We start from the raw sequence: 20,675 nt of genomic DNA on the forward strand, positions 1-20,675 counted from the left end.
GCCCCTGCCCCGCCTACCAGAGGGCCGGGACCGGGCCGACGATGCGCTCGTGCAGGCCGAGCGCCGAGGCGTCCGTCAGGGAGGCCACCTGGTCGATGACGACGCGCAGGCGGGCGTCGTCGTCCGGTGCACCGCGCCAGTCGGCCGCGAACATCGGCTCGAGGGAGCGGTCGCCGTCGGCGTGGATCTGCGCGACGAGGGACGCGAGGATCTCCCGCTGGCGCTCGTACAGCGGCTGGCGGTGGTCGGTGGTCATGACGTAGGTCGTCGCGAGGCCCTTCATCACGGCGATCTCCATGATGGTCTCCTCCGGCACCACCATCTCCGCGTTGTAGCGGGTCAGCGGATCCGGTCCGTAGATGGAGCGCGTGGACTGCATGGCGCTCTGGCAGAAGCGGCCGATCAACTGGCTGGTCATGTTCTTCAGGGCAGCCATCGACCGCCGTGTGCCGTCCGCCTCGCGGACCCAGACGGGCGTCCGTTCCAGGCGTGCCAGCGCCGCGTCGACGGCCGCCGGGTCACTGCCGGGGAGGTACCACTGCTGGGTGTAGCCCACCACGCGGGCGCGGGCGTCCGCGCTGTCCATCCACTTCAGCTGCAGGTGCCCGGCGACGATCGCGTCCTCGACGTCGTGCACGGAGTAGGAGATGTCGTCGGCGAGGTCCATGACCTGCGCCTCGAGGCACGACCGGCCCTCGGGGGCACCGTGGCGCAGCCACTCGAAGACCGGCAGGTCGTCGTCGTACGCACCGAACTTGGTGGTGCGCTGGCCCCCGATCACGGGTGCCGACGAGGCGGCCCACGGGTACTTGCAGGAGGCGTCCAGGCTGGCCCGGGTCAGGTTGAGGCCCGCCGGGCCACCGTCGGGCGCGAGGACCTTCGGCTCGAGGCGTGTGAGGAGGCGCAGGGTCTGGGCGTTGCCCTCGAACCCGCCGATGCCGTGGGCGATGTCGTTGAGGGCGGACTCCCCGTTGTGGCCGAAGGGCGGGTGCCCGAGATCGTGGGCCAGGCACGCGGTGTCCACGATGTCGGGGTCGCACCCCAGGGTCCTGCCGAGCTCGCGGCCGACCTGCGCGACCTCGAGGGAATGGGTCAGGCGCGTGCGCACGAAGTCGTCGGTGTCCGGAGCGACCACCTGTGTCTTGGCACCGAGGCGGCGCAGCGCCGAGGAGTGCAGCACGCGGGCACGGTCCCGTTCGAAGTCGGTCCGGTGCGAGCTCTTGGGCGGCTCCTCCACCCACCGCGCGGTGTCGGCGACGGCGTAGCCGGTGGCGTGCTGTTCGGGGAAGCTCATGATGCCTTTCTAGCGCAACGATCGGGAAGTGGCCCGCGGGCGTGCGCCGTTGTGGATCGGGCGGGGCGGGCGGGAGCCCGGATCAGCCGCCGGAGACGTCCACCTCGGCGGCGGCGATGTCGGCCTGCTGTGCTGCGTCCAGGACGCGGCCGTCGAGCCAGTGCTCGGGCAGCGCGGTCCTCTTCGGGGACCCTGCGCGGCCGCGGGGCCCCTCGGCGTCCGGGCCCGGGTACGGCGAATCCTTGTCGAGCTCGTCGAGCAGTCCGCGCAGGACCTCGAGGGTGGGCACCGTGGCCAGCTTGGCGCGCAGTTCCCCACCCACGACGTAGCCCTTGAAGTACCAGGCCATGTGCTTGCGGATGTCCCGCAGCCCCATCATCTCGCTGCCGAAGGTCTCCACGAGGAGCTCCGCGTGCCGGTAGACGGTGTCCGCGACCTGCCCCAGCCCCGGCCGGTACCGGTCCGCGCTGCCCTCGAAGGCGTGGCGGAGGTCGCCGAAGAGCCACGGACGGCCCTGGCAGCCGCGTCCGATGACGACGCCGTCGACGCCGGTCTGCCGCACCATGCGCACGGCGTCCTCGGCACTCCAGATGTCCCCGTTGCCGAGGACGGGGATGTCCGGCAGGGCCTCGCGCAGCTCGGCGATCGCGTTCCAGTCGGCCTTGCCCGAGTAGAACTGGGACGCGGTGCGCCCATGCAGGGCGACGGCGGCGACGCCGCTGTCCCGGGCGATCCTGCCGGCCTCGCGGAACGTCAGGTGGTCCTCGTCGATGCCCTTGCGCATCTTGATGGTGAGGGGCACGTTCCCCTTCGACGCCTCCCGCACGGCGGTCTGCACGATGCCCGTGAAGAGGTCGAGCTTCCAGGGCAGGGCCGCTCCCCCGCCCTTGCGGGTGACCTTCGGGACGGGGCAGCCGAAGTTGAGGTCGATGTGGTCGGCGCGGTCCTCCTCGACCAGGAGTCGCACCGCGGCCCCCACGGTCTTCGGGTCGACGCCGTACAGCTGCACCGAGCGCACCTTCTCGTCGTCGTCGTGCGAGATGATGCGCATCGACTCCGGGCTGCGCTCCACGAGCGCGCGGGAGGTCACCATCTCGGACACGTAGAGCCCGCCGCCGTACTCGCGGCACAGCCGGCGGAACGCCTTGTTGGTGATGCCTGCCATCGGGGCGAGGATCACCGGCGTGTCCACGGTGATGCCGCCCAGGGCGAGCGGGGGCAGGTCGAGCTTCAGGGCGCCGTCGGCTGCCTCGGGCAGCGCAGCCGCGGGGTCGCCGTAGCCGGGATCGCCGGAGGGGACGGGGAGGGTGGTTACTGCGGTCACCCCTCCATTGTCGCAAGGCGCCGCAAATCCGGTGGCGGTGTCCGCTGTGCGCCTGCGCTCCCGGGCGGCCTTCCGCCAGGCGTTCGTCATGCGTCCTGCTCCGCCGCCCGGCGGGCACTCCGCTCGCCGAGCCCCACGAGGCGCCCGCCCGGCGGCAGCGTCCCCGCTCCCGCCGCGAGGACCGCCGGCGTCGTCCCGCTCCCGGCCGGGCCGTCGCCCGATCCACCACCCGCCGTCCTCGGCCCGACCGCCTTCACCACCAGCACCGCGATCGCGGTGGTGAGCGGGATGGCGAGGACGAGACCGATCGAGCCCACCAGGGTGCGCGCCACTTCTTCCGCCAGTTCGCCACTGGTGAGGGTGTCGAGGAGGGCACGGTCGTAGAGGGAGACGAGGATCAGAACGGGCAGCGCCGCCCCGGCGTAGGCGAACGCGATCGTGTAGACCGTCGAGGCGATGTGGTCGCGTCCGATCCTCATGGCGGAGGCGAAGAGGCGGCGCCCGGAGGTGTTCGGCGCGAGCTCGTGGAGCTCCCACACGGAGGAGGACTGCGTGATGGTGACGTCGTTGAGCACTCCGAGGCCCGAGATGATCAGGCCGCACAGGATGATCGAGGAGATGGACAGCTCGTCGGACGCGTTGACGAGCGTGTACGCGTTCTCGTCCCCCACACCCGTCAGGTGGGCGGCGTCCGTGGTCCAGGCGGCGAGGGCCGCGGTGACACCGAGGCCGAAGACCGTCCCGAGCAGCGCCGTGGAGGTCCGGGCGGAGACGCCGTGCGCGAAGTAGAGCACGCCGTACATGATCACCACGGATCCCACGAGCCCGAGCAGCAGGGGCGGCTTGCCCTCGACGAGCCCGGGCAGGACGAACTGCGCGAGGATCACGAGCGCACCGACGAGGCCGATCATGGCTCGCAGGCCGCGCCAGCGTGCCACCGCGACCACGACGACGGCGTACCCGACGGCGAGCGCGACGATCGGCACCGAGCGGACGAAGTCGACGAACACGTACGGTGCGGCTCCGCCCTGGAGGACGTTCGCGAGGTTCAGGTAGCGGATTTCGTCGCCCGCCTCGACCGCATCGGCCCTCGCCAGCTCCGGCGTCACCTCGACGGGGACGAGGTCGCCGCCGAGCGCGGGCTGCGTGTCGGCGATGGTGCAGATCTGCGCGGTGCCGCCCGCGTCCACGGTGGGCCGGGAGGAGGGACAGTCCCCTTCGCGGACGGCCAGGACGGTCCCGCGGTCGAAACTGACCCCCTCCGCCGTGGCATACGGGTTCGCGACCGACAGGGACGTGCGGTCTCCGCTCGGCCAGAGCAGCACCATCGCGATGAGGGTGATCACCCCGAGCGGTACGAGGAGAGCCGAGAGCAGCAGGGTCGCCCGCCGCCGCGTGGCGATCGCGGAGGCCGACGGCTCGGCATTCCCGGTGGTATGGAGGTGGCTGGAGCCCACGGATGTCCCTCGGCTGGAATCGGTTCGAACGGGTAGCTTGGTTCCTGCTGGTGGCGTGCAGGCGGATGCCGCGCTCGCCGCGCACGCCCTTGGATTCTACGTGCCGGGGCACGGACGGCCTGCGGGCGGAGGGGACGGCGGATGGCACGGCGGATGGCACGGAGTGCGGGACGGGCGGAGGATTCCGACCCCGTCGTCACCGTGAGCGGCGCGTCCGACGGCGTCCGCGGTGTCGCGCTGGTGCTGCACGGCGGACGGGCGGACAGTTTCGAGGCGGTACGGCCCCGGCACCTCAGCCCCCTGCGGATGCGTCCGTTCGCGGCACGGCTCGCAGCGGCGGGATCCGTCCATGGCCTGGCCGTCTGGGCCCTGCGCAACCGGGTCCGGGGGTGGAACGGCGCGGACGAGTCGGCGCTGGGGGACGCCCGCTGGGCTCTGGACCGCATCGCCGCAGCGCATCCGTCGGTGCCGGTCTACCTGCTCGGCCACTCGATGGGAGGGCGGACGGCCATCGCCGCCGCCGGCCATCCGCAGGTCCGGGCCGTGGCGGCGCTCGCCCCGTGGCTCGGACCGACCAGCGCCGTCGAACCCCTGCGGGACCGCAGCGTCCTCATCCTGCACGGTGACCAGGACCGGTGGACGAGTCCGACGGCGTCCCTGTCCTTCGCCCGCCGCGCCCAGGGCGTGGCCCGGGACGTCCACTACGTGCGCATGCTCGGAGCAGGCCATTTCATGGTGCGCAGCGTCCCCGTGTGGCACGGCCTGAGTACGTCGTTCCTCCTCAGCCACTTCGCCGACGACACAGGTGCCGCCGTCGATGCTCGCCGGCTCGAGGCATCCGCCCGGCTCTACCGTGCTCCCGATCCGCTCGGCATCACCGCCTGAGTCCCGCGCCCGGTACCGGTCCGGTCGCGGGTCCGGGTGCGGTACCGGTCCCGTCGCGGGTCCGGGTGCGGGTCCGGGTGCGGACCGTGGACCCGGGTGCCGGCCCCCCGCCCAGGAAAAGCACGGTCCGGCGGGCGTAGGTCCGGCCGGGCGGGGTACAAAGGGTACAGACACGGTACGAGCGGGCCCTTCCGCTCGCTCCGACGACCGGAAGAGGGAACGGACCATGGGATGGAAGCCGCGGCAGAGCGACCGCATGTACCGGTTCGTGGTGTACGCGGGTAAGACCGTCTTCGCGGCCCTCCGCCTGCAGGTCCGGGTCACCGGCACCGAGAACCTGCCGGGCTCCGATCCCCTCGACGGGCGTTCGCGTCAGGCGGTGCCCGGGCACGGCGCCGTCGTCGCGATCACCCACTTCGGGTACCTCGACTTCGCCTTCGCCGAACTGGTCCTGTGGAACCATGCACGCATCCAGGCGCGGTACCTGATCTCCAAGCGTGCGGCGGACCACTGGTTCGTCAGCCCCTTCGTGTTCGGCCTCGGCCACGTGGTCACGGACCGGAAGGCGGGTGCCCAGGCATACGACGACGCCCTCGCGAAGCTGCGCGCCGGCGAGTACGTCGCGGTCCTGCCGGAGGCCGGTGTGTCCCGCAGCTACACCGTCCGCGAGCTCAAGACCGGCCCCGTACGGCTCGCCGCCGAAGCCGGCGTCCCGGTCATCCCCATCTCCGTGTGGGGAGCGCACAGGCTGCTGACGCGCGGCCACGGCTTCTCCGTCCGTCGGGCCTGGAAGTCCCCCGTCCGCGTCCACATCGGCCCTGCCATCCACCATGCGCCCGGGCTCGACGTCGCCGAGGAGACGGAGAAGCTGCGCCAGGAGCTGCAGGACGGCATCACGACGTGCATCGCCGACTTCCCGCTGACCCCCGGGCCGGGTGCCTGGTGGATGCCTGCGCACCTCGGCGGCAGCGCCCTGACCGACGCCGAGCGCGAGGCGGCCGACATCGCGGACAGGAAGGCCGGCCGGCACGACCGCGGCTGACGCAGCGGGACGACGGAGGGCCGCTCCTGGTCGCCGGACCGGGAGCGGCCCTCCGTGTCGTCGGACGGTCGCGTGGCACCCGTGGTGTCCGGCCGCTTCCGGCGCTCAGGCCGTCGCGACCACCAGTGTCTCCGGTCCGGCGAGCCGGGCCGCGCCCGTCGCCAGCAGCGGTTCGACGACGGCGACCAGCGCCTCCATGGAGTCGTCGACCTCGAGCTGGATGGGGTACTGGTGCACGAGCATGGCGATCATGGTGGCGACGGCCGCCTGCTGCTCCTGCGGCGTGAGCGTCGTGTCGTAGCCGAGCAGGACGTCCGCCGGGTCGTCGGTCCGGGCCTGCGTGTAGCTGACCGCGAAGGCCGCGATGGCCCCGCCGTCGGCCTTCGGCCGGTCACGCAGCACGATCGCTCCGCCTGCTCCGCTCACATCGCCCAGGAACAGCTGCTGCGCGCGGCCCAGGCTGATGTCCGCGCGGTCCCACGCGTGCACGGACTCGTAGAAGGTCGCGAGCGCCCGCGTCAGTTCCACGGATCCAGTGGCCGCCTCCTCGAGCTGCGGGCCGGCGGCGTCGTCGAAGGACGGGGCAGCGAGCGCCCCCGGCCCGACGACGACGAGCCGGGAACGCTGGAGGGTGCCGAAGCCGGTCGCCCGGGCGAAGGCGGCGCCCGTGGTCCCGGGCGTCACCTTCGAGCGCAGCGCCGTGACGCCCGACGGCGAGGCGGCCGCTTCGTGCTGGAGCATGGTGAGGAGCGTCGACCCGATGCCGGCGCGTCGATGGTCCGCGGCGACCTCGATGTAGCACCAGAGGCGGTCCGGGTGGAGTGCCGCCCCGTACACGCAGCCGGCGGCGACGGGGATGCCCTGGTCGACCACGGTGATGCACCGGTTCCATGGACTGTCCGACGGCGTGCGGAAGGACCCGCGGAACTGCTCGGCCGCAGCCGACTCCGGGCCACCCCAGAGCTGGATGAGCTCGAGGTCGTCCCCCTCCTGCCAGGCGCGGTATTCGACGGCCATCAGGCTCCGATCAGGCGGGCGGCGAGGTATCCCTGCACCTGGTCGAGCGACACGCGCTCCTGGGTCATGGTGTCGCGTTCGCGGATGGTCACGGCCTGGTCCTCGAGCGTGTCGAAGTCCACCGTGATGCAGAACGGCGTGCCGATCTCGTCCTGGCGGCGGTAGCGGCGGCCGATCGCCCCGGCGTCGTCGAAGTCGATGTTCCAGGCCTTGCGCAGCTGGGCCGCGAGGTCCTTCGCCTTCGGGGAGAGGTCCTCGTTGCGGCTGAGCGGCAGCACGGCGGCCTTGACCGGCGCGAGGCGCGGGTCCAGCTTCAGGACGGTGCGCTTGTCCACGCCACCCTTGGCGTTGGGTGCCTCGTCCTCGGTGTAGGAGTCCACGAGGAACGCCATGAAGGATCGGGTCAGGCCGGCCGCGGGCTCGATCACGTACGGCGTGAAGCGTTCGTTGGTCGCCTGGTTGAAGTACCCGAGGTCGGTACCGGAGTGCTTCGAGTGCGTGGAGAGGTCGAAGTCGGTACGGTTGGCGATGCCCTCGAGCTCGCCCCACTCGGAGCCGGAGAAGCCGAAGCGGTACTCGATGTCCGTGGTGCCCTTGGAGTAGTGGCTGAGCTTCTCGAGCGGGTGCTCGAAGAGGCGCAGGTTGTCGGCCTTGATCCCGAGGTCCGTGTACCAGGAGAAGCGCTGGTCGATCCAGTACCGGTGCCATTCCTCGTCGGTGCCCGGCTCGACGAAGAACTCCATCTCCATCTGCTCGAACTCGCGCGTGCGGAAGATGAAGTTGCCCGGCGTGATCTCGTTGCGGAAGCTCTTGCCGATCTGGCCGATGCCGAACGGCGGCTTCTTGCGCGCGGTGGTGAGGACGTTGTTGAAGTTCACGAAGATGCCCTGCGCGGTCTCCGGGCGCAGGTAGTGCATGCCCTCCTCGGAGGCGACCGGGCCGAGGAACGTCTTGAGCAGTCCCGAGAATTCCTGGGGTTCGGTCCACTGGCCCTTGGTGCCGCAGTTGGCGCAGGTGACGTCCTTCAGGCCGTTCTCCGGTGCGCGGCCCTTCTTCTCCTCGTACTCCTCCTCGAGGTGGTCCGCGCGGTAGCGCTTGTGGCAGGACAGGCACTCCACGAGCGGATCGCTGAAGACCTCGACGTGCCCGGAGGCCTCCCAGACCTGGCGGGGAAGGATCACGGCGGAATCGAGCCCGACGACGTCCTCGCGTCCGCGCACCATGGTCTGCCACCACTGACGCTTGATGTTCTCCTTGAACTCGGCACCGAGGGGCCCGTAATCCCAGGCAGAGCGGGAACCGCCGTAGATCTCCCCCGACTGGAACACGAAGCCGCGCCGCTTGGCGAGCGAGATGATGGGGTCGAGTGCTGACTTGGCTGCTGCCATGGGATTCTCTCCAGTTCTGTGCAGGCCGCTGGGTGCGGTCGCAGGTGGGGGTCGCGTGCACGGGCCGTCCACCCCTGCGGGGGCCGGAAAGCCACCCCGCAAGCCTACCGGGTCCGTCCTGCTCCGCACCGGCCCGTCCCGGCCGGTCCCGGCCGGCCCCTGCCTGCCCGCCGGCCGGACGGACCGGTCGTCAGGGTCGTGTCCGCCGCGGCCAGGGCAGGGTGGTGAGGATGATCGCGCCGAGGGTCAGCAGCGTCCCGGCGATCGTGGCGAACACGATGATGGTGCCGGGAGCCGGGAACACCAGGTCCAGCAGCAGTGAGCCGACGAGCTGCCCGCCGATCATGCACAGGCCCGTGAGCAGGACGCCGAGGCTGCGTACGAGCAGCGCACCGAGCGCGATGAAGATGCAGCCCATGGGCCCGCCGAGGTAGTACCACCACTCGGACGGCAGGGGGTTGCCCGGGCCCGCGACGGCGACCTTGATGAGCCAGGCCGTCAGCAGCACGGCGGTGCCGGCGATGAAGTTCATCAGGGTGGCCGCGAGCGGCGTGCCGTAGTGGAGGGCCGCCGTGCCGTTCATGGCCTGCTGGAAGCTCATCAGGACGCCGGCGGCGACAGGGAGCAGGACGGGGACGAGCCACTCCGTCATCTCTCCGGCGGCACCGAAGCGCGGGGAGACGGCCCAGACGACGGACAGGACCGTCAGCACCACGCCGATCACCCGCATGGGCGTAGCGGCGCGCTTGCCGCCGGGTCCGATCCCCGCCCGGTCGACGAGGAGGCCGCTCAGTGACTGGCCCATGACGGCAGCGACGGTGAACAGGGCGACGCCGAGGATCCCGATGGTCAACGACTGGGAGAAGACGAAGAAGGCGCCGATCGCACCGGCGGCCACGTAGTAGGGCGGGAAGCGGCGCTCGCGCACCGACGGGAGGATCTGGCGGGCTCCGGCCCGTGCGCTCGGGAGCACCAGCGTGAGGACCACCATCACCACGAGGCCCGTGCCGAAGCTGATCAGCGCGGCGGCGATGCCGTCGTCGAGCACGGTGCCGAGCGCTCCGTTGATCCTGCCCTGGACGGGGATGGCGAGTCCTGCCGCGAGGGCGAGGGGGAAACCGACGGCTGGGGGAAGCACACGCGCATCTGACACCCGTACAGCCTAGTAGCCGCCGTCGGGCATCATGGATGCATGACCGAGAACGCAGCCACCACCGAACTGTCCATCCGCGACGACATGATCCGGCTCGGACAGCTGCTCAAGCTCGCCTCGCTCGCCGAGGACGGCGTGGAGGCGAAGGCCCTGATCGACAACGGGCTGGTGCAGGTCAACGGCGAGATCGAGGAGCGCCGGGGCCGCCAGCTCCATCCCGGTGACACCGTGAGCGTCAACGGCGAGACGGTGCGCCTGACGAAGTCCTAGTACCGCCGGCCGGCCTGCTTGCGGAGCACCGCGCGGGCTCAGCGGCGCCCGAGGACCGTCATGCTCAGGAACTCGCGGACGTGGGCGAGCTCCTGCAGATTGATGCTGTGGAACATGTTCGAGTAGAGGATCTTCGTCAGTTTCGTGTGCGTGGTCAGCCAGGCGTGCGTGAGGTCGACCATCTCCGGCGTGATGACCTGGTCCTCCTGGTCCCGGCCCCAGAAGAACTGCACGGGCGCGGCGGCCGCGTCGTCGTCGCGGAAGAACGCGTGGCCCTCGGACGGCACGATGAACCCCGAGAGTCCGACGACGCAGGCGAAGCCGCCGGGCCGGTGGCGCAGGAGCGACGTCGCGACGGCCATGCCCTGGGAGAAGCCCAGGAGGCTGACGCTGGAGTGGGAAACCCGGACGGTGTCGAGCCACCGGGCCACGGCGGTGACGCTCTCCACCACGCGGTCGACCGAGTAGTCGGCCCCGCGAGACAGCGGGAACCACGAGAAGCCCGGCCCTTCAGCCTGCGGGGCTCGGACGGACGCCACGGTGAAATCGGCCGGAAGGTGGTCCGTCAGCCCCATCAGGTCCTCCTCGTTGGCCATGTAGCCATGGAACAGGACGAGCAGCGGCGTGCCTTCCCGCTCGGACTCGGGCTTCGACCAGAGGACCACCGGATCCCAGGAGCTCGTGGAGGGCGCAGTCGTGCCGGGGGCTGGTTCAGTCATGGCTCCTATTTTGGCACGGTCCGCCCGGGCCACCGGCCGGACGATCGGCGTTGGCGCCGGCTCCCCGACAGTTGGAGAATGTCCCGGTGAGCCCTACACCTGCTGCAGTCCCCGACTCCCCCGGGACCGATTCCATTCCCAACGGGGCCGGGATCGATCCGAGCCTGAACCCCGAGCCCCACCCCTGGCACCGCTACGTGGCCCTCGGGGACTCCTTCACCGAGGGGATCGGCGACCCCAATCCCGACAGTGTCGGGGGCAATCGTGGCTGGGCCGACCGCGTGGCCGAGGAACTGGCCCGGGGACAGGCCGATTTCGCCTACGCCAACCTGGCTGTGCGCGGCCGCCTGCTGCAGCAGATCGTCGACCAGCAGGTGGAGCCCGCCCTCGCGCTGCGGCCGGATCTGGTCACCATCTCGGCCGGCGGCAACGACCTGCTGCGTCCCGGCGGCGATCCGGATGAGCTGGCCGAGCGGCTCGACGCCGTCGTCGCCACGCTCTCGGCGTCCGGCGCGACCGTCGTCCTGTTCACCGGACCCGACGTCCGGGAGACCGTCCTCGGCAGCATCCGGTCGAAGACGGCCATCTACAACGAGAACCTGCGGACCGTCGCCGCCCGCCACGAAGCGGTGATCGCGGACATGTGGGCGCTGCGGCAACTGCTGAACACCCAGATGTGGTCCTCCGACCGCCTGCACTTCTCGCCGCTCGGGCACCACACCATCGCCGCGATGGTCCTGGACACCCTCGCCGTACGGCATACCCTCGAGCCGCTGCATCCGAAGGAGCTCCCGGCCCGCACGTGGCGGGCAGCGCGGGCGGAGGACTTCGTGTGGGCCCGGGAGTACTTCGTGCCGTGGGTCCTGCGCAGGCTCCGGCACCGGTCGTCGGGCGACGGCGTCCTCGCGAAGCGGCCGGACGTCGCACCGATCTTCGGGCCGGGCATGCCGCCGGGTGCTGGAGACTGACCGCCGCCGGGCGGTCAGTCCCCCCGGCGGCGCAGCCCGTCGTTCCTAGCTGTCGAGGGAGACCTCACCGTTGGCCACGGCGTCGGCGCACGCGCTGAGGTCCGGCCCCGGCTTGAAATCGACGAACTGCGGCTGCAGCTTCTGGAAGAGGAATTCGTAGACCTCGTCGCGGGACTTGCCGTCCATCGTCTCCACGGCCTCGCGGACCGCCCCCTGCAGCGCGCGGTCCGCGTCCAGCAGGATCTTGTCGCGTGCTTCCTGGTTCCAGCCAATGGTGCTCAGTTCCATGAACAGCTCCTCTTTCGACGTCGGTGGTCCCGGGACTTCGACCCGGGACCTGCCTGCCGCGAATTCCTAAGCAGGCTTACCTCCAAGACTAGGTGCCGGTCCGTGGAAACCCAACCGGTATCTGCTACCGGGTGTAGAAGGCGGCCCGGAGGTCCGCGTCGAGCTGGTGGATCTGCGTCAGGAAGGCGTCGTGGCCCACCGGTGAGGAGATCATGTGGACGGGCACCTCGCCCGGCAGCCCGGCGGCCAGGCGCCTCGACTGCACGGGGTAGTACAGCCGGTCCGAGTCCACGGCCGCGACGAAGAACTCCGCCGTCGCGGTCCCCAGGGCGTCGTCGAGCGTACCGCGGTCGCGCGCCGCGTCGTGGCTCATCAGCGCCTCGGTCAGGATCACGTAGCTGTTGGCGTCGAACCGGCCCACGAGCTTGTCCGCCTGGTGGTCGAGGTAGCTCTCCACCTGGTAGCGACCGCGGTCGGCGGGCAGGACGGCGCCGAACGGCTGTTCGGTGTCCTGCTCCGCGCGACCGAAGCGCGCTTCCAGCTCGTGTTCCGAGCGGTAGGTGATGTGCGCGATCCGCCGGGCGATGCCGAGGCCCGCCTCCGGACGGGCACCGTCGTAGTAGTCGCCGCGGCGGTAGGCGGGATCGAGCCGGATCGCCTGCACCTGGGCCTGGGCGAACGCTATCTGTTCGGCCGAACTGGCGGCGGTGCAGGCGATGACGGCGCACCGCTGAACGCGCTGCGGATACATGAGTGCCCATTCGAGGGCGCGCGCCCCGCCCATCGAGCCGCCGAGGACCGAGTGCCACCGGCCGATGCCGAGCCGGTCGGCCAGCAGGGCCTCGGCCCGGACGGAGTCCCGGATGGTGATCAGGGGGAAGCGCGAGCCCCACGGCGTCCCGTCGGGCGCGAGGCTGGCCGGCCCCGTCGAGCCGTAGCAGCCTCCCAGCATGTTGATCGACACCACGAAGTACCGGTCGGTGTCCACCGTGCGGCCGGGACCCACGAGCGAATCCCACCAGCCCTCCTCCTCCGAGTCGCCGCGTGCCGCGTGCGAGCTGCCGGTCAGGGCATGCTGCACGAGCACGGCGTTCGACCCGTCCCGGTTCAGCCGGCCCCAGGTCTCGAAGGCGAGCTGCACGTCCGGCAGCGTGCCGCCCGTCTCCAGGGCCAGCGGACCGATCGGCGCGATGCGCAGGAGCCCGTCCCCCGGAGGGCGTGCGCCGTCGATCCCGGGGTGCAGCGGAGCAGGAGGGTAGGTCGTCACGAAGGGCTAGGCTCCTTTGGCGGCGCGGAAGCCCGCGTCGAGGTCGGCGAGGATGTCGGTGATGTTCTCGAGGCCCACGGAGAGGCGCACGAGGCCCGGGCGCACTCCGGCGGTCAGCTGCGCCTCCGCCCCCAGCTGGCTGTGGGTCGTGGACGCCGGGTGGATCACGAGCGAGCGCACATCGCCCACGTTCGCGACGTGCGAGTGGAGTTCCAGCCCGTCGACGAAGCGCTTGCCGGCCTCGAGTCCCCCGACGATGTCGAAGCTGACGATCGCGCCCGTGCCGTTGTTCCGCCCGTACTTCCTGCCGCGCTCGTACCAGGGACTCGAGGCGAGGCCCGCATAGGAGACGCGCTCGACGTCGTCGTGCCCCTCGAGCCACTCGGCGACGGCCTGGGCGTTCTGCACGTGGCGCTCCACGCGCAGGCTGAGGGTCTCCAGACCCTGCGCGATGAGGAAGGCGTTGAACGGCGACACGGACGAGCCGAGGTCGCGCAGCAACTGGACGCGGGCCTTGAGGATGTAGGCGAGGTTGGCGCCGAGGGCGCTGCCGACACCGAGGTCCCGTGCGTAGACGAGTCCGTGGTAGCTCTCGTCCGGGGTGTTGAAGCCCGGGAAGCGCTCGGGGTACTGGGCGAAGTCGAAGTTCCCCGAATCGACGATGACGCCGGCGATGGCATTGCCATGCCCCCCGAGGTACTTCGTCGCGGAGTGCACCACGATGTCCGCACCCCACTCGATGGGCCGGATCAGGTACGGCGTGGACAGCGTGTTGTCCACGATCAGGGGGATCCCGCTCTCGTGCGCGACCGCGCTGATGCCCTCGATGTCGAGGACGTCCTGCCGGGGGTTGGACACGACTTCCCCGAAGAAGAGCTTGGTGTTCGGCCGGACGGCGTCGCGCCACTGCTCGAGGTCGTCAGGGTCCTCGACGAAGGTCGTCTCGATACCGAACCTCTTCAGCGTGTGCTTGAAGAGGTTGTACGTGCCGCCGTAGAGGCTCGGGCTCGCCACGATGTGGTCACCCGCCTCGGCGATGTTCAGCACCGCGAAGGTCTCCGCCGCCTGGCCGGAGGCCAGGAGCAGCGCGCCGACGCCGCCCTCGAGGCTCGCGATCCGCGTCTCCACCGCTTCCTGCGTGGGATTGCCGATGCGCGTGTAGATGGGCGCGAGTTCCGTCAGTGAGAACCGGTTCGCGGCGCTCTCGGCACTCGGGAAGACGAATGACGACGTTTGGTAGATGGGCAGCGCACGCGCTCCCGTGGCGGTGTCCGGCACCTGGCCGGCGTGGATCTGGCGTGTCTCGAAGGACCAATCGTCGGACATGGTGCTCCCTGTAGGAAGGGGCTCCGCCGGGTTCCGATGCTCCCGTCGGTGGACGCCGTTCCAGGAGACCGGGCCCGCAGGAGCCCGCGCTTGCACGACGCCGGTGTGGCGCCGAACCTGGTCTTCACCCGGGGCACCCCACCGCGGTTGGAGGGTTGCCGGCCAGCAAGCCGGGGCTTCGTGCTGGCACTCATGACCTGCATTCATGAAAGCCCATCGGGGCGTATCCGGCAACCCGTGTGACCCTCCGTGAAGGAGCGGCTCACCCCCTTCGGCGGTCGGTCGAACGGGTAAGGCAAGCCTTAGTCGAGACGCAGATCACTTAGTGCCAAAATATCGGCATGCGCCTGGACCACGTCTCTTATGCCTGCGAACCCGATGGACTTGCTGCGACCGCCGACCGGATCTCGGCCAGGCTCGGCATGGAACCGGTGAAGGGCGGTGTGCACCCCCGCTTCGGCACCCGCAACATGATCTTCCCGCTGGTCAACGGCCAGTACCTGGAGGTCGTCGAGGTCCTCAACCACCCCGCGTCGGACAAGGCGCCGTTCGGCCAGGCCGTGCGGGCGCGTTCCGAGGCCGGTGGAGGCTGGATGGGCTGGTGCGTCGCCGTCGACGACCTGGGACCCTTCGAGGAGCGGCTCGGCCGCGGTGCGGTTCCCGGCAACCGCAAGTTCCCGGACGGCCAGGAGCTGACCTGGCAGCAGATCGGCATCAAGGGCCTCATCGCGGATCCGCAGGTGCCCTATCTGCTCCGCTGGGACGAGGGCACCGAGTCCCTGCACCCGTCGAAGGCCCGTCCTGCGACGGTCAAGCTGGACTGCCTCACGATCGCCGGCTCGTCCGAGCGCGTCACGGAATGGCTCGGCACGGAGGTCGAGGAGACCCTCGACGGCGTCCAGGTCCAGTGGATCGCACCCAACGGCACCCCGGGCATCATGTCCGTGACCTTCGAGACCGCCGACGGCCGCATCGAGATCTGACCTCCGCCGCGGACGCAGAAGGGACCGGACATGATGTCCGGTCCCTTCTGCTGTGTCGCTGCTGTGGTGAGGAGTGATCAGGCGTGGGTGTAGGTCAGGCAGTCCGCGGCCTCGGCGCCGGGGCCCACCTTGACGGCCGGGGCGCTGCACAGCAGGTCGTGGTTGTAGCTGCACTCGGATCGCTGGCACGCTCCGACGTGCGCGAGCATCTTGGGCAGTCCGCCGCTGATGGACGTGTCGATGAACGTGGCGCAGGACGCGTGTTCCTCGCTGCCCGACACGGTGATGGCGACGGCGGTGCAGCCGTCGTGGTTGAAGGAGCAGTTGTGGACGCTGCATTCAGAGACACTGGTGACGACGCTCATGATTCCTCCTGGCTGGTCCGGTGAGGCCCCGATCGGGGCCGCCGCTTCGCTGAACGGACTCACGGTAACACCGCGTCCACCGGATAATTTAGTCATGATCGGCGTGCGCAATGACCGAAGGTAAGGCTTCGCTCAGGCGGTCACCCGCCGATCCCGATGGCGGGACCGAGCAGGGTGAATCCGACGAAACCCGTGATGTCGATGAGCGCGTGTGCCAGGACGAGCGGCATCACCCGACGGCTGCGCGTGTAGAACCAGGCGAACAGCAGGCCCATGAGCACGTTGCCGAGGAAGGGCCCGAACCCCTGGTACAGGTGGTAGCTGCCCCTCACGAGGGCGCTCGTGAGGACGATGGCCGGGGTCGACCAGCCGAGCTCCCGCAGCCGGAGGAACAGGTACCCCACCACGATGACCTCCTCGAGCACGGCGTGCCGGACCGCCGAGAGGATGAGCACGGGGATCGTCCACCAGTAGGTGTCGAGCGCGGCGGGCACCAGCGCGGTGGTGATGCCGAGCGCGCGGCCGCCGGCATAGACCCCGAGCGTGCCGATACCGATGACCGCCGCCAGGCCGATCCCGAACCCCATGGTCCGCAGGGGCCTCTCGAACGTGAGGCCGAGGCGCCGGAACGCCGAGACCCCGTGGCCACTGAGCAGGAACAGGACCAGGGCCACCGGCACCAGGGCGAAGAAGATTCCCAGCAGCTGGTAGGTGAGGTCGAAGTACTGCCGGTCGTCGAGCACCGGGTTCAGCGTGGTGGTCTGCGCGGCGAGGGGGCCGCGCGTCAGCTTCTCGGCCAGGCTCACGATCGCGTACACACCGGACTGTCCGAGGGACAGGCCGAAGACGATGAGCAGCTCGGCGGTGATGCGGCGCCTCGGGACGGGTGGCTCCGGGTGGACGGCACCGCCCGGTGCTGCTGGAGCGGACGGGGAGGACTCGGCAGTCATGGCGCTATCCTTCCAGCGGCGGCTGGTGATTCCCAGTCCGCGGACATCCGCCTGCCTCCCCTACCGCACGCGGCTCCCGGCCCGCCAGACGGCATGGACGAGCGGCATGCCCGGCCGGTATGCGAGATGCGTGGCCGAGGGCGCGTTCAGCAGTTGCAGGTCTGCACGGTGCCCGACGGCCAGGGAGCCGACCGCGCGCCGGCCGTCCTCGTCGTCGCCCGTGTGGCGCCGGAGCGCGAGCGCTCCGCCGAAGGTCGCGGCGCGGACCGCCTCCTGCACGGTGAGGCCCATCTGGAGGACGGCGGTGGCCACGCAGAAGGCCATCGAGCTCGTGAACGACGTACCGGGGTTGCAGTTGCTGGCGATCGCGAGTTGCACGCCGGCGTCGAGGAGCCTCCGGGCGGGCGGGAACGGCTGGCGCGTGGAGAGGTCGCAGGCGGGCAGGCAGGTGGCCACCGTGCCGGGTTCGCCCCGCGCAGCGAAGCCGGCCCAGGTACCGGCGAGCGCCTCGACGTCGTCGTCGGTCAGGTGGTTGACGTGGTCCACGCTGGCGGCGCCGAACTCGACGGCGAGCGCGACGCCGTCGCCCGGTCCCAGCTGGTTGCCGTGCACGCGCAGGCCGAGGCCGGCTGCGGCGGAGGCGGAGAGCACGCGGCGTGACTGCTCGGCGGTGAAGGCTCCCGTCTCGCAGAAGACGTCGGCCCAGCGGACGTAGGGGCGGACGGCGTCGAGCATGGGCCCGCACACCAGATCGGTGTAGTGGTCCGCGTCCTCCCCGCGCGGCACGAGGTGCGCACCGAGGAACGTGACCTCGTCGACGACGCCTGCCGCGATGCGCGCACTGCGCGCCTCCTGCTCGACGTCGAGCCCGTAGCCCGTCTTCGTCTCCAGGTAGGTGGTCCCGCCCGCCGCGGCCTCGGCGACCCGGGCCAGCAGGAGTCGCGTGAGGTCGTAGTCGCCGGCGGCACGTGTCGCGTCGACGGTGACGGCGATACCACCCGCGGCGTATGACTCCCCCGCCATGCGGGCCTCGAACTCGGCCGTCCGGTCGCCGGCGAACACGAGGTGCGTGTGGCTGTCGACCCAGCCCGGGAGGCCTGCACGGCCACCGGCGTCGTGGCTCTCGTCGGCGGCAGGGGCGTGCGCGGACGCGCCGATCCAGCTGATGCGCTCGCCCTCGAACACCACGGCAGCGTCCGGCAGGGTGGTGCCGTCGGGGTCCGAGGTGAGGAGCTCACCGATGTTCGTGATCAGGACGGACATCAGTGCTGCTCCCGGCTGTGGCCCGCCGGGCTCCTGCCAGGCTCGTGCTCCCTCTGCGCCGCCTCGTCCAGCCGGGCGATGGCCGTGACCAGCAGGTCGGCGGGCCTCCCCAGCGTGGTGTGGACGCCGTCGCGCGCCACGAGGACTCCCCCGACGACGACGCCCGTGACGTCCTGGCCGGTCGCGGTGTAGGCGAGCTGCTCCCGGGAGGACCCGGCCGTGCGCGCGGTGCCCGGATCGACGGCCATGAAGTCGGCGGCGCGGCCGGGCCGGAAGCCGGCGCCCGGCCGGGCCTGCGCGGCTGCCCCGCCGAGAGAGGCGATGGCGTGCAGCTGCTCCGGTCCGAAGTGACCCCGCCGCCCGGTGCGCAGGCGCTCCCCGTGCTCCAGCGCCCGCATCTCCAGCCATGGGTCCACGACGGCGTGCTGGTCGGTGCCGAGGGCGAGCGTCGCTCCCGCTGCGCGGAGGTCGCCGGCCGGGCCGATGCCGTCCGCCAGGTCCGCCTCGGTGGTGGGACAGAGGACGACGGCGGCCCCGGCACCGGCGAGGACGGCGATGTCACGCTCGCTGACGTGGGTCGCGTGGACGGCGGACAGCCGGCTCCCGACGAGTCCGTAGGAGTCGAGCAGGGCGGTCGGCGTGCGGCCGGTGGCACGGAGGCAGTCCTCGTTCTCCGCGGGCTGCTCGGAGAGGTGGACATGCAGGGGGAGCCCGTCCGGCAGGTGCTGGGCGATGACGGCCAGCTGGTCCTCGGGGACGGCGCGCACGGAGTGGATGGCGGCACCGACGGACACCTGGTGGGCCGGGTGGAGTACGGCGACCGTGGCACGGAGGGACGCGAGCCGGTCGAGCCACTGCGCGGCGGTGCCGTCCGAGAACCGGCGCTGCCCCTCCTCGAGGGGAGCCCCGAAGCCCCCGGCGAGGTAGCAGGTGTCCAGCAGGGTCAGCCGGATGCCCGCGCGGACGGCCGCCCGCGCGAGGGCGAGCTCCATGGCGTGCGGGCCGGAGTCCCCCTGCCCGTAGGGTGTGCCGTCGGGCTGGTGGTGGACGTAGTGGAATTCGGCGACGCTGGTCCAGCCCACCGCGACCATCTCCGCATAGGCGGCGGTGGCCAGTTCCTCGTAGAGCTCCGGGGTCAGGGCCGCCGCCGCGCGGTACATGCTCTCCCGCCAGGTCCAGAAGGTACCACCGTGGTCGTGGGTACGGCCCCTCAGGGCACGGTGGAACGCGTGCGAATGCGCGTTCGCGGCACCGGGGAAGGCCACACCGGACAGGACGACGTCGCCGGCCTGCGCCGGGACACCGGACGCGACGCCGACCACCGTGCCGTCGGCGTCGACCTCCACGCGGACCGCGTCCGCCACGCCGTCGCCTCCCAGCCAGGCGGACTCGCACCACACGGCACTGACCGCATCCCGCCCGCTTGCTGTCTGATCCGGCCCGTGCCAGCGCTCCGGGCGGGCGCCTCCGTTCAGCAGCGTCACAGGAGGTCTTCGAGGACGTCCGCGAGGGCGGTCGCACCCGCATCGGCGTCGTCGCGCTCCACGAACTCCTCGGGCGAGTGGCTGATGCCCGTGGGGTTGCGGACGAAGAGCATCGCCGTCGGTGCGATGCTGCCGAGGATGCCCGCGTCGTGACCGGCCCCCGTCGGCAGCGTCGGCGCGCCCGGGAAGGAGCGGCCGAGCGCGTTGCCCAGCGTGCGCTGCAGCGCGCCGTCGAAGTGCACCGTGGTGCTGCGGGATTCTTCGGTCAGCGTGGCACGGCACCCCTCGAAGGCGCAGATCTTCTGCGCCTGCCCGTGGATCCGCTCGATCAGGGCCGCGGTGACGGCGTCCTCCTCGTGGCGCACGTCGAGCCAGAGGTCCACGCGGGACGCGATGACGTTCGTGCCGCCCGGTACCGGCTGGAGGCGCCCCACCGTGGCCCGCGCGCCGTCCTGCTCGGCGGCGATCCGCCGGGCGGCGAGGACCACCTGGGCGGCGGCGACCATCGGGTCCGCGCGGTCGGCCATGAGGGTGGTCCCCGCATGGTTCCCCTGTCCGGTGACGGACAGCCGCCAGCGGCCGTGGCCGAGCATGGTGGAGCCGACGGCGACGGCGGAGTCCAGGTCGATCAGCCCGCGCCCCTGCTCCACGTGCAGCTCGACGAAGTCGCCGATGTGCCGGATGGCCTCCTCGTCGCGGCCGAGGTGCGTCGGATCGACGCCGGCCGCCCGCGCGGCCTCGGCGAAGGTGGTGCCGTCGGTATCGGTCAGGGAGCGGACGGCGTCGGGGTCGAGCGTTCCCGTGAGCAGGCGGGAGCCGAGGCAGGACACCCCGAACCGTGAGCCCTCCTCCTCGGGGAAGACCGTGACGGCGAGCGACCGGTTCGGCTGCACGCCCCGCTCCCGCAGGAGATCGACGGCGACGAGCGCCGAGGCGACGCCGAGCGGCCCGTCGAAGGCGCCGCCGCCGGGGACGGAGTCGAGGTGGCTGCCGGTCACCAGGGCGCCGTCCCGGCTGTCCGTCGCGTCCCACCAGGCCCAGAGGATGCCGTTGCGGTCGGTCTCCACGGACAGCCCGCGGGCTTGCGCCTCGGCGGCGAACCACTCGCGCAGGGAGAGCTCGGCACCCGTGTACACGCCACGGGAGTACCCGCCGCGGGTCGCGTCGCGGCCGACGTCGCTGATGGAGTCGAGGACTGAGGAGACGGTCTGCACGGGATGCCTTCCGGTGGT

20 protein-coding genes and 1 riboswitch are annotated in these 20,675 nt (G+C 71.3%); of the genes, 5 read left to right on the top strand and 15 right to left on the bottom strand.

The window, feature by feature from the left end; genetic code table 11:
* Window positions 1-13 precede the first annotated feature (13 nt).
* The 3 genes from ACX80L_RS05095 to ACX80L_RS05105 all read right to left on the bottom strand — a co-directional run bounded on the left by ACX80L_RS05095 (window position 14) and on the right by ACX80L_RS05105 (window position 4,075).
* On the bottom strand, window positions 14-1,294 hold the full coding sequence (locus ACX80L_RS05095) for a deoxyguanosinetriphosphate triphosphohydrolase (protein WP_133082154.1): 1,281 nt from the start codon (window positions 1,292-1,294) through the stop codon (window positions 14-16).
* A gap of 82 nt (window positions 1,295-1,376) precedes the next feature.
* Window positions 1,377-2,618 carry a tRNA dihydrouridine synthase DusB gene (gene dusB, locus ACX80L_RS05100; RefSeq protein ID WP_432206126.1) on the bottom strand — a complete coding sequence of 414 codons (1,242 nt, stop codon included), beginning with the start codon at window positions 2,616-2,618 and terminating at the stop codon, window positions 1,377-1,379.
* 86 nt (window positions 2,619-2,704) lie between these two features.
* The gene (locus ACX80L_RS05105) at window positions 2,705-4,075 is read right to left on the bottom strand and encodes a YibE/F family protein (RefSeq protein ID WP_459288116.1); all 1,371 of its coding nucleotides are present in this window, start codon (window positions 4,073-4,075) and stop codon (window positions 2,705-2,707) included.
* Between the two features lie 153 nt (window positions 4,076-4,228).
* Here ACX80L_RS05105 and ACX80L_RS05110 point away from each other — a divergent pair, with 153 nt between their 5' ends.
* Both ACX80L_RS05110 and ACX80L_RS05115 read left to right on the top strand, forming a co-directional pair.
* Window positions 4,229-4,960 (top strand): alpha/beta fold hydrolase, encoded by a 732-nt coding sequence (locus ACX80L_RS05110; protein ID WP_133082153.1) that lies wholly within the window; start codon window positions 4,229-4,231, stop codon window positions 4,958-4,960.
* A gap of 226 nt (window positions 4,961-5,186) precedes the next feature.
* Window positions 5,187-6,002: a lysophospholipid acyltransferase family protein gene (locus tag ACX80L_RS05115; protein ID WP_459288119.1), complete on the top strand. Its 816-nt coding sequence runs from the start codon at window positions 5,187-5,189 to the stop codon at window positions 6,000-6,002.
* A gap of 105 nt (window positions 6,003-6,107) precedes the next feature.
* Here the strand turns inward: ACX80L_RS05115 and ACX80L_RS05120 are convergent, their stop codons facing one another.
* The 3 genes from ACX80L_RS05120 to ACX80L_RS05130 all read right to left on the bottom strand — a co-directional run bounded on the left by ACX80L_RS05120 (window position 6,108) and on the right by ACX80L_RS05130 (window position 9,560).
* On the bottom strand, window positions 6,108-7,019 hold the full coding sequence (locus ACX80L_RS05120; RefSeq protein ID WP_459288121.1) for a GNAT family N-acetyltransferase: 912 nt from the start codon (window positions 7,017-7,019) through the stop codon (window positions 6,108-6,110).
* Window positions 7,019-8,407, bottom strand: coding sequence for a glycine--tRNA ligase (locus ACX80L_RS05125; RefSeq protein WP_459288123.1), 1,389 nt, complete (start codon window positions 8,405-8,407; stop codon window positions 7,019-7,021). The genes ACX80L_RS05120 and ACX80L_RS05125 overlap by 1 nt, the downstream gene beginning before the upstream one ends.
* A 190-nt stretch (window positions 8,408-8,597) precedes the next feature.
* Window positions 8,598-9,560 (bottom strand): DMT family transporter, encoded by a 963-nt coding sequence (locus ACX80L_RS05130; protein WP_208740741.1) that lies wholly within the window; start codon window positions 9,558-9,560, stop codon window positions 8,598-8,600.
* 39 nt (window positions 9,561-9,599) lie between these two features.
* Here ACX80L_RS05130 and ACX80L_RS05135 point away from each other — a divergent pair, with 39 nt between their 5' ends.
* Complete coding sequence (locus ACX80L_RS05135; protein ID WP_133082148.1) at window positions 9,600-9,830, top strand: RNA-binding S4 domain-containing protein; 231 nt, start codon at window positions 9,600-9,602, stop codon at window positions 9,828-9,830.
* A gap of 38 nt (window positions 9,831-9,868) precedes the next feature.
* Here ACX80L_RS05135 and ACX80L_RS05140 read toward each other — a convergent pair whose 3' ends face one another.
* Window positions 9,869-10,549, bottom strand: a complete 681-nt coding sequence (locus tag ACX80L_RS05140; RefSeq protein ID WP_459288125.1) for an alpha/beta hydrolase — start codon at window positions 10,547-10,549, stop codon at window positions 9,869-9,871.
* Window positions 10,550-10,683: 134 nt separating this feature from the next.
* Between ACX80L_RS05140 and ACX80L_RS05145 the strand changes: the two genes are divergently transcribed.
* A complete protein-coding gene (locus ACX80L_RS05145; protein ID WP_459288791.1) occupies window positions 10,684-11,517 on the top strand; it encodes an SGNH/GDSL hydrolase family protein in 834 nt (277 codons plus the stop codon).
* Window positions 11,518-11,562: 45 nt separating this feature from the next.
* On the opposite strand, the gene ACX80L_RS05150 is transcribed toward ACX80L_RS05145, so the two are convergent.
* From ACX80L_RS05150 to ACX80L_RS05160, 3 genes are all read right to left on the bottom strand, one after another.
* Window positions 11,563-11,805, bottom strand: coding sequence for a hypothetical protein (locus ACX80L_RS05150; RefSeq protein WP_133082146.1), 243 nt, complete (start codon window positions 11,803-11,805; stop codon window positions 11,563-11,565).
* 124 nt (window positions 11,806-11,929) lie between these two features.
* Window positions 11,930-13,072, bottom strand: coding sequence for a homoserine O-acetyltransferase MetX (gene metX / locus ACX80L_RS05155; RefSeq protein WP_459288127.1), 1,143 nt, complete (start codon window positions 13,070-13,072; stop codon window positions 11,930-11,932).
* A gap of 6 nt (window positions 13,073-13,078) precedes the next feature.
* On the bottom strand, window positions 13,079-14,398 hold the full coding sequence (locus ACX80L_RS05160) for a bifunctional o-acetylhomoserine/o-acetylserine sulfhydrylase (protein WP_459288129.1): 1,320 nt from the start codon (window positions 14,396-14,398) through the stop codon (window positions 13,079-13,081).
* Window positions 14,399-14,479: 81 nt separating this feature from the next.
* Window positions 14,480-14,596: riboswitch (SAM riboswitch) on the bottom strand.
* Window positions 14,597-14,739: 143 nt separating this feature from the next.
* On the opposite strand from ACX80L_RS05160, the gene ACX80L_RS05165 reads away from it, so the two are divergent.
* The gene (locus ACX80L_RS05165; protein WP_133082144.1) at window positions 14,740-15,381 is read left to right on the top strand and encodes a VOC family protein; all 642 of its coding nucleotides are present in this window, start codon (window positions 14,740-14,742) and stop codon (window positions 15,379-15,381) included.
* Window positions 15,382-15,458: 77 nt separating this feature from the next.
* Here the strand turns inward: ACX80L_RS05165 and ACX80L_RS05170 are convergent, their stop codons facing one another.
* The 5 genes from ACX80L_RS05170 to ACX80L_RS05190 form a co-directional block, all read right to left on the bottom strand.
* The gene (locus ACX80L_RS05170) at window positions 15,459-15,746 is read right to left on the bottom strand and encodes a DUF1540 domain-containing protein (protein WP_133082143.1); all 288 of its coding nucleotides are present in this window, start codon (window positions 15,744-15,746) and stop codon (window positions 15,459-15,461) included.
* A 140-nt stretch (window positions 15,747-15,886) separates the two neighbouring features.
* On the bottom strand, window positions 15,887-16,696 hold the full coding sequence (locus ACX80L_RS05175; RefSeq protein WP_459288131.1) for a CPBP family intramembrane glutamic endopeptidase: 810 nt from the start codon (window positions 16,694-16,696) through the stop codon (window positions 15,887-15,889).
* Between the two features lie 60 nt (window positions 16,697-16,756).
* The gene (hutI, locus tag ACX80L_RS05180) at window positions 16,757-17,959 is read right to left on the bottom strand and encodes an imidazolonepropionase (protein ID WP_459288133.1); all 1,203 of its coding nucleotides are present in this window, start codon (window positions 17,957-17,959) and stop codon (window positions 16,757-16,759) included.
* Window positions 17,959-19,323 (bottom strand): formimidoylglutamate deiminase, encoded by a 1,365-nt coding sequence (locus ACX80L_RS05185; RefSeq protein ID WP_459288135.1) that lies wholly within the window; start codon window positions 19,321-19,323, stop codon window positions 17,959-17,961. Before ACX80L_RS05185 ends, hutI begins: the two co-directional genes overlap by 1 nt.
* Window positions 19,324-19,439: 116 nt before the next feature.
* Window positions 19,440-20,657 carry an allantoate amidohydrolase gene (locus tag ACX80L_RS05190; RefSeq protein WP_133082140.1) on the bottom strand — a complete coding sequence of 406 codons (1,218 nt, stop codon included), beginning with the start codon at window positions 20,655-20,657 and terminating at the stop codon, window positions 19,440-19,442.
* Between the last annotated feature and the right edge of the window lie 18 nt (window positions 20,658-20,675).

Source organism: Arthrobacter sp. MDT1-48-3, assembly GCF_054511015.1.

Coding starts and splice junctions, on each gene's coding strand:
- ACX80L_RS05095 (WP_133082154.1), bottom strand. CDS start 1,294: ATGAGCTTCCCCGAACAGCACGCCACCGGCTACGCCGTCGCCGACACC.
- ACX80L_RS05110 (WP_133082153.1), top strand. CDS start 4,229: ATGGCACGGAGTGCGGGACGGGCGGAGGATTCCGACCCCGTCGTCACC.
- ACX80L_RS05115 (WP_459288119.1), top strand. CDS start 5,187: ATGGGATGGAAGCCGCGGCAGAGCGACCGCATGTACCGGTTCGTGGTG.
- ACX80L_RS05120 (WP_459288121.1), bottom strand. CDS start 7,019: ATGGCCGTCGAATACCGCGCCTGGCAGGAGGGGGACGACCTCGAGCTC.
- ACX80L_RS05125 (WP_459288123.1), bottom strand. CDS start 8,407: ATGGCAGCAGCCAAGTCAGCACTCGACCCCATCATCTCGCTCGCCAAG.
- ACX80L_RS05135 (WP_133082148.1), top strand. CDS start 9,600: ATGACCGAGAACGCAGCCACCACCGAACTGTCCATCCGCGACGACATG.
- ACX80L_RS05140 (WP_459288125.1), bottom strand. CDS start 10,549: ATGACTGAACCAGCCCCCGGCACGACTGCGCCCTCCACGAGCTCCTGG.
- ACX80L_RS05150 (WP_133082146.1), bottom strand. CDS start 11,805: ATGGAACTGAGCACCATTGGCTGGAACCAGGAAGCACGCGACAAGATC.
- ACX80L_RS05160 (WP_459288129.1), bottom strand. CDS start 14,398: ATGTCCGACGATTGGTCCTTCGAGACACGCCAGATCCACGCCGGCCAG.
- ACX80L_RS05165 (WP_133082144.1), top strand. CDS start 14,740: ATGCGCCTGGACCACGTCTCTTATGCCTGCGAACCCGATGGACTTGCT.
- ACX80L_RS05170 (WP_133082143.1), bottom strand. CDS start 15,746: ATGAGCGTCGTCACCAGTGTCTCTGAATGCAGCGTCCACAACTGCTCC.
- ACX80L_RS05175 (WP_459288131.1), bottom strand. CDS start 16,696: ATGACTGCCGAGTCCTCCCCGTCCGCTCCAGCAGCACCGGGCGGTGCC.
- hutI (WP_459288133.1), bottom strand. CDS start 17,959: ATGTCCGTCCTGATCACGAACATCGGTGAGCTCCTCACCTCGGACCCC.